The organism is Ferrimicrobium sp., from assembly GCF_027319265.1.
Taxonomy (GTDB): Bacteria; Actinomycetota; Acidimicrobiia; order Acidimicrobiales; family Acidimicrobiaceae; genus Ferrimicrobium.
On the sequence record NZ_DAHVNP010000067.1, the window covers coordinates 22114 to 35183 of the forward strand.

Genomic DNA, 13070 nt, shown 5'->3' on the forward strand with positions numbered 1-13070 from the left:
GCCAGGGTTGGGAACCGCCCAACTGAGGAACGATCCAGTCGCATGTGTTCCCGATCGGGCCCGCGAGCCAGGATACCGCGTTGGATAAAGATACCGCGTTGGACCAGCACGATAGTGATCGACGCTTGGCGCTCACGTTTGCATCAACCGTGCCTGGCTACTTCTCCCCAGACCAGCTCGCAGTTCTGGCTGACTTCACCGAAGGCGCGATCACCAGATCCAGGGGACCGATCCTTGAGATCGGGAGCTACTGTGGCCGGTCGACGGTGATCATTGGGACGATGGCGCAACGCCACCATCGCCGCTTCATTACTGTTGATCGCCATCTAGGATCGATCGAGATGCAGCCCCCGTTCCCCTACTTCGATCCAGCAATCATCGACCGCGTCCATGGGCGTCTCGATTCGATCTCCGTCCTCATGGATACACTCGAACTCGCTGGGCTCCGCGAATGGGTAACGGTCATGGTAACCCCAAGCCAGGTGCTCACTCACTTGCTACGCCCCGGTTTCTCGATGATCATGATCGATGGCGGTCACGATGCACTCTCCACATGGACCGATTATCTCTGTGCCATTGCACTGCTCGCCGACGACGGAACCCTCGTGATCGACGATGTCTTCGAAGATCCAAGCCGTGGAGGTCGCCCACCCTTTGAGGTGATGACCGCTGCGCTCCACTCGGGCTTTACGCTCGTGGAACGCAGCGGCCCTCTCGTCGCGCTACGACGCACCACGGCGCCCTCATTCGCGCGCTAAGATTCCTTCGACCAATCCCACCGGTCTCCCTAGCCCTAAGAGATACCGGGCGATAATGACCGCTGCCGCTGAATACGCACTCCTCTCATCGGCTGGGAAACTCACCCGATCGGGCCATACCCAACCGGTGAGATAACCGCCATCGCTACGTCGCAGAGCCTCGATATCATCGAGCATCTGCCGTGCTTGACGCAGTTCCCCCAGGCGAATCATGGCCATCGCCGCCTCTGCCGTCTCCGCTGTGGTGACCCAAGAGCTGTTTGCGATGGCCTGCACGCCAGCTCCCGGAACATAGTGTCGCTCCAAGAACTCCTGCATACGACGCCTCGCATCAGCGTCATCGAGGACGCCAGCGAGGACTGGATAATAGCCGTCCATCGCCCAAGCATCCTTCGCGAGAAAACGACTCGCAGGGTCGCAGATATAGGCGCCGAGTGCAGCGCTCGCCTCCTTGACGTGTGGGCGATTCCTGCCGAGTAGCGCATCAAGCGCCTCAATCGCCTCAAGCGAGAGCACCATTGCCGACGAACCAGCCAACAAGGAGCCCTCAAGTGGAGTCCGATCCGGTGCGAGCGCCCAAGGGAACGAACCATCGCTGCGCTGTCGTCGCAGCACAAAATCGACCGTCACATCAAAGGAGATCGCAAAGTCACGGACGCTAGCGACATCCCGGGAACTCACCAGATACGCGAGGGCTCCAACCGCTGGATAGAGACAGTTATTGAGATCGATACGTGGCTCAAGCACGGCCGATGTCGTAAAGAACTGGCAGTATGACCCGTCTCGATTGGCCACGCGAGTCAACCAACCGAGACCACGACGAGCGGCATGGTATCGCGCACCAAGCGCCAATGCGATAACCGCCTCGGTGTGGTTCCATGGATCCGCGTGGTGACCAGCGGCCCATGGAATCATCCCGCGGTGGTCCTGCAGTGCACCGATGGCGTCCAATGTCGTCTCAAACTCGATCATCGGTCATCGACTCTCAGGTAGAGCACGATACTTTTGCCGAGCACTGGGTTGAGCGCACGCTCCATCCGCGTCAAGACCGGGGATTGGCCCATGAGTTCACGTACCAGCGATCGCTCATAGCGTCGCACAAACCAGACCGTGCCAGAGTTCTCAACGCCCACATAGGACTTGAGCCACCAATACGGGCTGTGCAATCCATGACTATGGTGCATCCACTCCACCGTCATTCCTGCCCTGCGGCTAAGCTCTCGCAGTTCATGCCGCGTAAAGATGTGGATGTGGCCACCAGGGACGCGGTGATACTCAAGTGAGATCAGCCAATTGATCACCTCGGGGCCACAGCGCGGTACCGAAACTACGACGCGTCCACCTGGGCCGACGATTCGTGCACACTCGCGGAGAACGAGAAGAGGCGATGGAACGTGCTCAAGCACCTCCGATATCACCACAAGGTCAAAGCTAGCGTCACGGAACGGGAGGTGATGCGCGTCGAGTTGCACGACTCCGCCCGATGCCGCATGGACCTCTGGCCGGAGATCTCCCGCCACGACCCACGCCCCACGGGCGTCCAAGGCTCGCAGATGCCGACCAGTTCCAGCACCGAGGTCAAGAACCTTGGTGCCCTGGACATCGCCGAGCGCCTCCCAACGAAAACTAATCAAGCTCCTAACCTCAAGAGATCCCGATAGTAACCAACCGTAGCCGAAGCCGTGCTCCGCCACGAAAATCTCGCGATGGCTCGCTCTCTGGCGTACAAACCGCGTTCCAACGCTACCGTGCCGGAGGCAAGCACCGACTCGATCGCCTCGGCAAGCGAACGTGCTGAACCCGGCGTTGTCATCGCTCCCGCATCCCCAACAACCTCAGGCAGTGCGCCACCGCGCGAGGCGACTAACGGGACTGCACAGGACATCGCCTCGACCGCAGGCAACGAGAAACCCTCGTAGAGTGATGGGACGACTGCGACACTTGCGCGGGCGTAAATCTGCACCATCTCCTCGCGCGAAAGGACTCCCGTCACCGTGACTCTGTCCTGGAGTCCGAACCGAGCGATCAGCAGGGGGAGTTCCGTCGAATTCTGATGTGGCCCCATGATGATCAACCTGGTATCTTGCAGGAGACTGATCGCCTCGATCAGATACCGCAGCCCCTTGAGAGGGACATCAGCACTTGCCGTGGTGCAGACCAGCCCCCTCTCCCTATGGACATCGGGTTGAGGGGCGTAGAGGTCGGTGTCAACCCCAATCGGGACAATCGCGATCCGACGCCGGTCGATTCCTAGTTCCCGCGCCAGATCACCGGCTGATGAGGTCGAAACCGTCAGAATACGCGGCAGCTCTCGTGCCACCGCTACCTGCATAGGGATAAAACTATAGAAACGACGGAGTCCCACCCGTGCCTTCATCGATGACGCCGCTGCGAGTGCAAGCCGACGGTCGACGCTGATAGGGTGATGAATCGATGACAGCACTGGCGTGCCCGATCGAGCCAACTTCGCAAGTGTCCAGTTGAGCGATTGGTTATCGTGGATAACATCAAAATCACGACGTAGCTCATCGAAGTGGTGCCGCAAGCGCCACCCAAAGCCCTTTGGATCGGGAAAGGCCCCGATGCTCATCAGCCCCACCTCTAGCAGGTCTTCGACGCTGCGATATTCAGAGGGTCTTGGAATACGGAAGGGGTCCGGTTCACGAAAGAGATCAAGACCAGGTACCTTGCGCAACACGACTCGCGCGTCGAGCTCAGGATACGGGGGACCCGAAAAGACCTCGACGTGATGACCTAGAGCAGCGAGCTCCCTGGTGAGAAAGGCCGTATAGACGCCTTGCCCGCCAGAATGCGGATTCCCTCGATAGAGGGTGAAGGCGATTCGTAACTTGTTATCCATGCGCGACAAGCGCCATTCCATCAGTCCCACACACCCAGCCATTTTGCCCAACAGACCTCCACCGCTGGCACAGAGCTGGTGCACTCCCGTCGATACGCTGTTGCGCCAGAGAGCACACCCCCAAGGGAGGTGGGGTTTCCTTGTTCGCGGTTCTTCTGCCGAAGTTTGCCCGCTTGCCTTGCGCGGTCGCGGTGGCCTGATCGGTAGGGAGCATGCCAGCTGCCGCCACACCACTGCCAACGGGTTGTGTCGATTGTATCGATCGCCCCTTGGGCACCTCTAGAGCCGACTCTCCACGTGCACCATCGCCACTGTAGCGACGCCTGGGATCCGTACGAACCACGCCCACCTGCTTGAGTATCGCAGTTGAGGCGACTTCGAGGGCACGCCTAGCGATACGCGCAACACCGTTCCCTTGGTGGTGATCCCACCGTCGATCCAGGCGGTCGCCACGAGCTGGTGGGGCAACAAGAAGGCAGTGTTTGACGATCGAGGTGCCAACGCTAACGGTTCTCTCCTCAGCCAGCTGGTTCTTGCGAGCGACCTGGTTGACAAGGGACGTCGCACACCAACCAGCTATCGCCCGATGTGTCCGCAAGCCAAAAGTTTGGCTTCTCGTCGTCGACCAGGTATCTGATACCCCAAGGTGGCGATGACCGCTCGGTACCTGCTTGTGGGGCCGCTCGTATTGCTTGATCCGCTGTTGGATGGTCAAACGTCCCTCACATCCCCTTGCCAGCTGATCGATGCCGCAGCAGTCGTCCACCATCCTCACCCACAACAGACGAGAACGGCGAACCCAGCAGTCGTTGTGGGTCCCACCATCTCATGAACGACAGCTTACCGGACGGTAGCCTCGTGAGCCGGTCAAGGAATCTACCCTAACTGCGGTCCTAGGTGCTACACTTATCCATCTAATGGAACAACTCCTATGGTTTACCGAGGTTGTCCGCAATCCCGTCTTTGTGCAGGGATCAGAGATTGGCAAGGTCGAGGACGCAGTCCTACGACTTGAGGAATCAAGATACCCGGTCCTCACTGGATTCTTAGTCTCGGTCAACGACGTCTCCATCTTCATCTCCAGCGACAAACTTGAGCACCTCTCCGATGAGTCGATCTCGACCAATCAGGCCCTCGCCGAGTTCTCTCCGTTCGAGCGACGTCCACAGGAGATCCTGATCGAGCGCGATCTGCTCAACCATCACCTCATCTGGGCGAAATCCAAGCTCCGTCCGCGTTTAGTCACTGCAAAGGATGTCGGATTCGGCCTCCAGGGGACCTTGTGGCGCGCGATCTCTATCGATGTGGCAACGGCGCACCGGAGTCGGTGGCTCAAGGCAAAGCGATCCGCCAGAGATCACTCTCTTGTCGACTGGCTTGACCTCGTGCCTCTCGTTGGTCATGTCCCAAGTGCACGCAAACGTCTTGAACTGCGCAGCATCCGCAAGCTCCACCCCGCCCAGCTCGCAGACCTCCTTGAGGAGGCGTCCGAGGTTGAGGGTCAAGAGATTCTCGGTGCCCTGCAGGCAGATCCTGAGTTCGAGGCCGACGTGGTCGAGGAGCTCGCCCCTGCAAGGCAACGCGACGCCATTCGCCATCGGACAGATGCTGAGGTTGGCGAGTTGCTCAGCGAAATGGAGCCTGACGACGCAGTCGACCTCCTCTTAAGTCTCGACCAGGAACGGCGCGAAGGTGTGCTCGCCGCGGTGCCCGAACCCGCTCGCGAGTCGATCAATCGTCTACTGAACTACCATCCAGAGTCCGCCGGTGGCCTGATGACCACCGACGTTATCACGCTCAACCCTGGTGCCACCATCGCCCATGCCTGTGACGACCTCAGGAGTCGAGAATCACTCCCCCACAACTTGTGGTCAATCTTTCTCACTGACGACTCCGGTTGTCTCTTTGGCCAGATTCCGATCTCCGCCCTCATCAGTGCGGATCCAGAGGATACCCTCGCCCAACACGCCGAAGCTGATCCTCCGGTCGTACGACCCGACTCGGATCTCAGCGAAGTAGCCGTGCTGATGGCCGACTACAACCTCGCTGCGTTGGCGGTGGTGGATGACAGCGGGCTGTTGCTCGGATCGGTGACCGTCGATGACGTCCTCCCACGAACCATCGCACCGGCCTGGCGACGCCGACAAGAGGCGCTGAGCGAGTAGCGACTCCCGTCATCAACGGTGAGCGTAGTACCCGAATCGAGGGCCATGCCCGACCCCGGCTGCGTTATGCTCGTACCATCGTCTGGTAACCCACGAGTGCGAGCGCCTCTTGACCAGGAGCGCCCAGAGACATTCAGGATCCGAGACGGAGGAAACTGATGACCATCAGCACGACGGCGATAATGAGATAGACCCGAACAAAGAGAAGAATGAGACTCCGGCCTCGTGACTGGACAGGACGGTGCAGTAACGCAGATGCAGGCATCGACCAACTCAGACGGGCCGCCTTGTCGATCTGTTCTCGTTCACGCACCTTGAACTGGTAGTAGGCTACACCAACCGTCACTACCACAACAGGGATAAACGTTCCCACGAGCAATCCCGTTACCGGTACGGTTGGGAAGACGGTGACAAGGGTAAGAATCAGCGACAACTGCAAGAGTAGCGAGACGATAAAGGTTGCCACGACGTTCAACCACGGAGGATTGATCCAAGGACCCATGATTCCCTTGTCATTGCAGAGCAGGAGGAGAAAGAGCAACGCGCTCGGCAACAGTACGCCTGCCAACACCTGCACGGCAAGGTTGACTAGGCTCAGCGGCAGCGAAGGAATCAGCACCACGCCAGCCGAGATGGCGACAAGTATCACGTAGGAGGCATAGAAGCCCTTGGCCTCTCGCACCGGAGTGTTGAGCGACTGGTCGACCCCAAAGAGGTCTCCGAGTGCATACGAGGTCGAGAGTGTCACCGTTGCGGCCCCGATCAGCGAGGCCTCGAGCAAGATGATCGCAAAGATCACACCGGTGATGGAGCCAGCATGCTTGGCGAACCCCTCAGCAAGAACTCCGGCATTCTGGAAGGCTCCCACCTTGAAGCCGACGAATACCGCCGCCGCCGCCACCATCACCAAGGCACCCGCTACGTTCGTCACGATAGAGCCAAGGAAGGTGTCCGCGCGTTCGTACTTGATCCAGCGGGGGGTGATCCTCTTGTCAACCACGTTCGACTGCTGGAAGAACAGCTGCCAAGGGGCGATCGTGGTTCCAACGATACCGATGATGAAGATCGTCGCGGTCGAGGTAATGCCGCCCTTGACTCCGGGAATCAGCAGTCCGGTCGCGATACCTCCTGCGTGCCAAGGTGTGAGCAGCACTAACGGCACCACGAGGAGGCTCACAAGGACGAGGATGAGCATAAAACGCTCCCAGCGTTCAAATCGTCCACTTGCCACCGCCGCCACCAACACGATGCCCATCAGTGTCACGGCCACCGCAGGAGGGACTCCAAAATAGCCAAGCGCAAAGCGGACGCCAATGAACTCAGTAATGAGCGTTAACAGGTTCAGGACGAACAGGTCAACCACAGAAAACGCGGCCCAGAACCTACCAAAACGCTCCTTGAGGAGCTTTCCATGCCCAACACCGGTCACTGCCCCCAACCGAACCACCATCTCCTGGGAGACGGCAAGAACAATGACGAGCACCGGCATGAGCCATAACAGCGAGTAGCCATAAGCCTGACCCGCCTGTGCATAGGTGGTGATTCCCCCGGCATCGTTATCGCCCACCATCACGATGATGCCAGGGCCGATAACCGCTAGAAGGGCGAGTAGCTTACGTTTGAACGAGGGTGATGAGCGAAGTTCGGTGAAGGTAATCTTGCCAAGCCCGCCACGAATCGTTGACTCGTCGTTATCCACACTTGGATCGAGGTTTTGCACAACAGAGACCTCCTTCGGTTACGGGAGATGCGACTTTGGAAGAGAAGAGAAACGGTCCGCTAACTGCGATCCGCAAACAGATGAGGAGTGGTACTTGGGGGTTCTGATCGCACCAATACCTCCTCTCCAAAGCTCCTGTGCCAGGAAGGCCTGTTGTTCGACTATTCTGCAAACATTACGGCCATTACCCTAGTCGCGGTGCAGGTGGTCTCCTGCCACGCGGGGCTTATCACCAACAACCACACCTGCCTCACTGACGACGCTCTCGAGGTGGACATCGGTAAATCCGGCAGCCTGCAAAAGCTGTATCCAGCGATCCTTAGCGATCGGCTTCTCCTGGACTCTTAGCAAGTAACGCAGGGCATTCTTCGCAATCCGCCAGTAGCCACCAACTCCCTTGGCAGCGAGAAGTTTCACCTTTTGAAGGATCACCTGCCGATCCTCTGTCGTCCCGCCTCGTCCAAACATCATATCGCCAACAACAAGGCGCCCTCCCGGTTTGAGCCAACCGTAACAGAGACCGACGACCCGTGCTTTGCCATCATCATTTAAGTGATGAAAGACATAGTTCGACACGATCAGATCAAGAGAGCCAGCGGGAACCTCTAAACGCTCAAGCGCTGATACCCGCCCGTTGACATGGTGGTACCCCTCGGCCTGTGCACGTTCTAACAGACGTGCAACCATCCGTTCCGAGATGTCGACTCCTGTGATCTCGGCCACCGAGGGAGCGAGTCGCAGCGTCACTTGCCCAGACCCACAACCAAGATCAAGCACACGCATCGAGGCCTGGGGAGCAGCTTGTTCAACGACTGCATCGATCACCTTGTCGAGGTTGGGTGACGCCTCATGCTCCCAGGACTCCACTCTCCGTTGCCAAACATAGTGTTGGATGCGGACCGTCAGGTCTTCGAAGACACTCATAGTTGCCTCAGTCTAAGAGTTGGGACGACCCGATAGTCCGATCCCGCGAAAATCTGCACTCCACCCAACGCGCCGCCGTACGTCCGCAAGAGACGATGGGACAGAAGGGCACCGGCAACCAAATCGCTCCGCGTTTCTCCTTCATCAACCTCTCACGTCAGCGTCATACCATCCTTGGAGTCTGGGCGATCTTGATCGTACCCAGGCGATAGGACTGGACGGACCGTCATGCCGACCCGGACCGCGCCCACGATCCACCGCCAGATGAAACGACAACTCCCGGAGGACCAACACTCGCTTGTCTGTTTGGCAACCCACCAGCTCTATCACCCACGTACCTGAACATAGGCTAACCTTAACCCAGATGCAACGACAGGGGCAGAGGTATGTGTGCACGGTTTGAACAACAGATCGGTCCAGCGCAGAGCCAGGAACTCTTCCTTACACTCGGCGTCACCATCACCCCATCAGAGACTGCGACCGCCCCGACGATTCGTCCAACGGACAGGGCTCTCGTCGTTGTGCAGACTGGGGTTCTTCGTGCTCACTTCGGTCTCCACTGGACGGGACGACCAATGGTCCTTAACGCCCGTTCTGAGACGCTGCGAGAGCGCCCCACCTTCAGGCGACTGCTCGATAAGGGGCGAGCCATCGTGCCGCTTGCTGGCTTCTATGAGAAGTCAACCCTCTTTCGTGGTCGAGACACTGCGCAAGCAAGTCCATCGCTACTTCTTGGAGCTGCCCTTATCGACGAAGCACGCGATTCCTTTGTCCTCCTCACCCAACCAGCGGATGAGGTCGTGTCGCCGATCCATCCAAGAATGCCGGTGCTCATGGGACCTCTCGGAGCGACTCAGTGGCTCACCGAAGGGACACTTGTCCAAAACCGGATCGCCCTCGAAGTCGTCCCTGCGCCACAACCACCCGCTGGAACGACTAGCGCTCGACGCGTCGTGCAGAATCCTCTGTTTGAGCAAGGAAGGCTCGACTAGCGCCAGCGATCCCGAGGCCGTCAAGGCCCAGCTCCGTCAGGAGCGTGTCGACATTCCCATGGGGAAGGTACTCAGTCGGGATGCCAAGGTTACAGAACTCCACCTGTGGGTTGATCCGATGTACCGCTTGCGCAATGTACTCACCAGCGCCTCCGTGGATCAGACCATCTTCGACGGTGATGACGCGACGAGCAGCGACAAGCCGCTCGATCAACTCAACAGGACAGGGCCTGATGACTCTGGGATCGATCACTGCCACGTCATACCCGTCCGCCTCGAGGAGATCGGCGGCCAACAAGGCTGGTACCAACATCTTGCCGATCCCAAGGATCACTTCAGCCTCAGACCCCTCACGCACCACCCTGGCATGGAGACCCTCACCGACACCTCCGCGCACCACACGAGGGGCGAGCGACTTCGAGAATCGCAACGACGATGGGCCTTCGAGGGCAATGGCTGTACGCAACTGCACTCGAAGTTCCTCAACCGAGGAGGGCACAAAGACAGTAAGGTTGGCGACCGACAACATCTGAACCAGATCAAAAATACCGTGATGGCTCGGACCATCATCGCCAGTCACTCCGGCACGATCCATCACAAACGTCACGCCAAGACCATGAAGGCCAACATCGAGGTTCACCTGATCAAAGGCTCTCGACATAAACGTGGAATAGATAGCGACGACTGGATGCAACCCTGCCATGGCCATGCCGGCTGCCGAGGTCACCGCGTGTTGCTCAGCAATACCGACGTCGAAAAACCGAGTTGGGAACGCCTCCTCAAACGGAAGTAGACCGGTCGGTCCTCCCATCGCAGCGGTGAGGACGACGACAGACGGGTTCTCCTTCCCAATCTGGACAAGTTCCTTGGAGAATGCCTCGGTATAGGAGGCTGGGGTATCACCCTCGATGTCAGCGAAAACCTGTGGCACCTTAAGGTCATGCAAACACTGCAGCTCGTCCTCTTCCGCAGGGGCGTAGCCCTTACCCTTTTGGGTGAGTACATGGACGACAATCGGCCCATTCCACTCCTTAGCTCCTGCAAGGGCATACTCAAGTTCAGAGATATCGTGCCCGTCGATGGGGCCGGTGTAACGCACACCGAGCGCCTCGAAGAAGACCCTTGGCTCGATCGCCTCGCGCAGTGCTGAGGTCATATTCGCAAGCGAACTCACCGCACGATTGCCCACCTTCGGAAGATCAGTGATGACTTGCTTGATCCGATTTCGGGCCTGAATGTAGGACGGATTCAGCCGTAGTTTGGTCAGCGACGATGAGAGCCGTGAAATGGTCGGCGCGTAGGAACGTCCATTGTCGTTCCAGATGATAATAATTGGGAGACGACGATGACCGATATTGTTCAGCGCCTCATAGGCCATCCCACCCGTCAATGCACCATCACCCACGACGGCCACCACTCTCCGGAGCGGCAACACCGAGGGATCATCGGCAGCCAATTGAAACGCAGCTGCCATCCCATAGGCATAGCTCAACGCAGTGGAGGCATGCGAATTTTCGATCCAATCATGTTCGGACTCTGACCTGTTCGGATAGCCAGAGAGACCTCCTCGCCGGCGCAGCGAATCGAAGTCGGCGTTACGGCCCGTCAGCAGCTTGTGGGGATAGGCTTGATGCCCAGTATCGAAGAGCAGAACGTCGCGTGGGGAGTCGAAACTGCGATGGAGGGCCAGAGTGATCTCAACCGATCCGAGGTTAGAGCCAAGATGCCCACCGTTTCTCGAGACCGTATCAATGATCCGCTGTCGAATCTGCTGAGCGAGCTCCTCAAGCTCGACGTTACTCAACTCCGCAAGGTCACTCGGACCCTTAACGTTCTCTAATTCCATATGCTCTACCGACTCCAACCGCTCTGCGACGCTGCAAAGAACTACCTCAATACTATCGCAACAGACGTCTCCCATAGGCAACCACCGACCAAGCTTCAGGATTCCGACCGCTTTGTGTTTGCTCCTCGTATCCTTCTGGTCTGGTCATCACCGTCTGACGTACCACAGGCACTCGCTGGACGGTCATACTGGTCACCATCATCCTCCGAGGCACGTTAGGCTGAAATCCCGATGGCACATCTCCAGTACCTGATCCTGATGGCACTCTGCCTAGTGGTTACCATACCGCTGGAGGTGCTTGGTGCTCGCGTTTGGCGTCAACCTTTGAGACTCTTCGCCACCGTCGTACCGGTTGCAGTCGTGTTTTCGCTCTTTGATGCCCTCTCTATCAAGCAAGGATTATGGACCTACGCCCGTCGCTATACCACGGGAATCAAAATCGCCGGCGTGCTGCCAATCGAGGAGATAGCCTTCTTTATCGTCATTCCGATCTGCGCCCTACTCACCTTTGAAACAGTCCAGCATCGCCGCCAGATTATCGCACGACTTCGGCGACGGGGAACCTGATGGGTCTCTACACGATTGAGGCGCTCACAGCTGTCATCATCGTCGTGGTGATCGACCTCGTGCTCACCAAGTCCAAAGCCGTCAAGACGCTGAACTTCTGGATTGCCTGGATCATCGTCGCGCTCTTCCAAATCCCCGTCGATGGCTGGCTCACCAAACTATCGAGCCCTATCGTGATCTATAACTCCCACGACTTCTCCGGGATTCGCTTTCCTCTGTCCATCCCGATCGAAGATTTTGCCTACGGTTTCGCCTTGACACTGCTGACCATCACTATCTGGCTGCGCCTGCAACCCGCCGGTGACCGTCACTCTGACCAGTGACCGGTTATGCCCTCGCTGGAGACGACCACCGCCACCGAAAAGCTACCCATGCTGAGGATGGAGAATAATTAGCGCGAGCACAGTGTTAGAATTGATGGAATCACAAGGAGAGCCCTATGACGTTTATTGCGATTCTCATCGCTACCTTCATCGTGATGGAGCCAGTCGCCTATCTCGCCCACCGGGCGATCATGCACGGTGCGGCCTGGGTGCTTCATGCCTCACATCATCGCCCCCGCGAGACGACCTTCGAGGCGAATGACCTTTTCCCGATCGGATTTGCCTTACCTACGATCGTCCTCTTCTGGTTTGCGACCTCACACCCAGCCTTGCTGCCAATGGCTATCGGCATCACGTTGTACGGCGTCGCGTACAGTTTCGTACACGACTTCTACATCCACCAGAGGCTTGGGGCGATTCCCAAGGTACGCTATCTTGAGTACCTCAAGCATGCTCATGCTCTCCATCATCTGTACAACGAGGAGCCTTACGGTATGCTCGCTCCAATTCTACCCGCTCGGCTGCGGCCGATGATGGAGCTTGAAGTTGTACAAAACTGGAACCCGAGTTCGGTAAAGCCCTAGCACAGGTTCACCCATCACGACAGCAAGATCTCAGAGGTGTCGCCGAAAATGCCTCCGGAAGAGACTCGCCGACCCACTGTGACTGTGGTGGGCTCGTTACCTCCATCATGGACGAGTGCGGACACTGCGTAATGAGTTGATGGTGTACTGAGCGTGCATGACGGGTGGCACCGTGCCTGCTGAGTGAACCGAGTACGAGCTGCCAACACCCATATCGGCGGCTTTCGATGCGGTGCGGTGCTAACCATGGTTCTCTGTCACACAACTCGACAATGATCGCCAGCTTGGGCAACGTTCCATGACCACGGTTTCGCACTCATGAGCAATTGTT

Annotated in this window: 13 protein-coding genes; 7 read left to right on the forward strand and 6 right to left on the reverse strand. The window is 58.0% G+C overall.

Annotated elements, in window-relative coordinates:
* The first annotated feature begins 80 nt into the window (after positions 1-80).
* Positions 81-758 carry a class I SAM-dependent methyltransferase gene (locus M7439_RS09890; RefSeq protein ID WP_298347331.1) on the forward strand — a complete coding sequence of 226 codons (678 nt, stop codon included), beginning with the start codon at positions 81-83 and terminating at the stop codon, positions 756-758.
* Here the strand turns inward: M7439_RS09890 and M7439_RS09895 are convergent.
* Genes M7439_RS09895 through M7439_RS09905 form a run of 3 tightly spaced genes read right to left on the reverse strand, consistent with a single transcriptional unit; the run spans position 744 to position 3618 of the window.
* Positions 744-1730 carry a hypothetical protein gene (locus M7439_RS09895; RefSeq protein WP_298347332.1) on the reverse strand — a complete coding sequence of 329 codons (987 nt, stop codon included), beginning with the start codon at positions 1728-1730 and terminating at the stop codon, positions 744-746. The genes M7439_RS09890 and M7439_RS09895 overlap by 15 nt on opposite strands.
* On the reverse strand, positions 1727-2392 hold the full coding sequence (locus M7439_RS09900) for a class I SAM-dependent methyltransferase (RefSeq protein WP_298347333.1): 666 nt from the start codon (positions 2390-2392) through the stop codon (positions 1727-1729). Before M7439_RS09900 ends, M7439_RS09895 begins: the two co-directional genes overlap by 4 nt.
* On the reverse strand, positions 2389-3618 hold the full coding sequence (locus M7439_RS09905; RefSeq protein WP_298347334.1) for a glycosyltransferase family 4 protein: 1230 nt from the start codon (positions 3616-3618) through the stop codon (positions 2389-2391). Before M7439_RS09905 ends, M7439_RS09900 begins: the two co-directional genes overlap by 4 nt.
* A gap of 652 nt (positions 3619-4270) precedes the next feature.
* On the opposite strand from M7439_RS09905, the gene M7439_RS09910 reads away from it, so the two are divergent.
* Together M7439_RS09910 and M7439_RS09915 are read left to right on the forward strand one after the other, a co-directional pair.
* A complete protein-coding gene (locus M7439_RS09910) occupies positions 4271-4450 on the forward strand; it encodes a hypothetical protein (protein WP_308464481.1) in 180 nt (59 codons plus the stop codon).
* 85 nt (positions 4451-4535) lie between these two features.
* On the forward strand, positions 4536-5783 hold the full coding sequence (locus M7439_RS09915; RefSeq protein ID WP_298347335.1) for a magnesium transporter MgtE N-terminal domain-containing protein: 1248 nt from the start codon (positions 4536-4538) through the stop codon (positions 5781-5783).
* Between the two features lie 133 nt (positions 5784-5916).
* On the opposite strand, the gene M7439_RS09920 is transcribed toward M7439_RS09915, so the two are convergent.
* Both M7439_RS09920 and M7439_RS09925 read right to left on the reverse strand, forming a co-directional pair.
* On the reverse strand, positions 5917-7503 hold the full coding sequence (locus M7439_RS09920; protein WP_298347336.1) for an NRAMP family divalent metal transporter: 1587 nt from the start codon (positions 7501-7503) through the stop codon (positions 5917-5919).
* Positions 7504-7692: 189 nt separating this feature from the next.
* Entirely contained in the window at positions 7693-8427 is a 735-nt protein-coding gene (locus tag M7439_RS09925) for a class I SAM-dependent methyltransferase (RefSeq protein ID WP_298347337.1), read from the reverse strand.
* 386 nt (positions 8428-8813) lie between these two features.
* Here M7439_RS09925 and M7439_RS09930 point away from each other — a divergent pair, with 386 nt between their 5' ends.
* Positions 8814-9419, forward strand: coding sequence for an SOS response-associated peptidase family protein (locus M7439_RS09930; protein WP_298347338.1), 606 nt, complete (start codon positions 8814-8816; stop codon positions 9417-9419).
* Here M7439_RS09930 and dxs read toward each other — a convergent pair.
* A complete protein-coding gene (gene dxs / locus M7439_RS09935; RefSeq protein WP_298347339.1) occupies positions 9364-11265 on the reverse strand; it encodes a 1-deoxy-D-xylulose-5-phosphate synthase in 1902 nt (633 codons plus the stop codon). The two genes, M7439_RS09930 and dxs, sit on opposite strands and share 56 nt — an antisense overlap.
* Positions 11266-11496: 231 nt before the next feature.
* On the opposite strand from dxs, the gene M7439_RS09940 reads away from it, so the two are divergent.
* The 3 genes from M7439_RS09940 to M7439_RS09950 all read left to right on the forward strand — a co-directional run bounded on the left by M7439_RS09940 (position 11497) and on the right by M7439_RS09950 (position 12739).
* Positions 11497-11832: a lycopene cyclase domain-containing protein gene (locus M7439_RS09940; protein WP_298347340.1), complete on the forward strand. Its 336-nt coding sequence runs from the start codon at positions 11497-11499 to the stop codon at positions 11830-11832.
* Complete coding sequence (locus tag M7439_RS09945) at positions 11832-12155, forward strand: lycopene cyclase domain-containing protein (protein ID WP_298347341.1); 324 nt, start codon at positions 11832-11834, stop codon at positions 12153-12155. Before M7439_RS09940 ends, M7439_RS09945 begins: the two co-directional genes overlap by 1 nt.
* A gap of 116 nt (positions 12156-12271) precedes the next feature.
* Entirely contained in the window at positions 12272-12739 is a 468-nt protein-coding gene (locus tag M7439_RS09950) for a sterol desaturase family protein (protein ID WP_298347342.1), read from the forward strand.
* Positions 12740-13070: the final 331 nt, after the last annotated feature.

Coding starts and splice junctions, on each gene's coding strand:
- M7439_RS09895 (WP_298347332.1), bottom strand. CDS start 1,730: ATGATCGAGTTTGAGACGACATTGGACGCCATCGGTGCACTGCAGGAC.
- M7439_RS09905 (WP_298347334.1), bottom strand. CDS start 3,618: ATGGATAACAAGTTACGAATCGCCTTCACCCTCTATCGAGGGAATCCG.
- M7439_RS09910 (WP_308464481.1), top strand. CDS start 4,271: ATGACCGCTCGGTACCTGCTTGTGGGGCCGCTCGTATTGCTTGATCCG.
- M7439_RS09915 (WP_298347335.1), top strand. CDS start 4,536: ATGGAACAACTCCTATGGTTTACCGAGGTTGTCCGCAATCCCGTCTTT.
- M7439_RS09925 (WP_298347337.1), bottom strand. CDS start 8,427: ATGAGTGTCTTCGAAGACCTGACGGTCCGCATCCAACACTATGTTTGG.
- M7439_RS09930 (WP_298347338.1), top strand. CDS start 8,814: ATGTGTGCACGGTTTGAACAACAGATCGGTCCAGCGCAGAGCCAGGAA.
- dxs (WP_298347339.1), bottom strand. CDS start 11,265: ATGGAATTAGAGAACGTTAAGGGTCCGAGTGACCTTGCGGAGTTGAGT.
- M7439_RS09940 (WP_298347340.1), top strand. CDS start 11,497: ATGGCACATCTCCAGTACCTGATCCTGATGGCACTCTGCCTAGTGGTT.
- M7439_RS09945 (WP_298347341.1), top strand. CDS start 11,832: ATGGGTCTCTACACGATTGAGGCGCTCACAGCTGTCATCATCGTCGTG.
- M7439_RS09950 (WP_298347342.1), top strand. CDS start 12,272: ATGACGTTTATTGCGATTCTCATCGCTACCTTCATCGTGATGGAGCCA.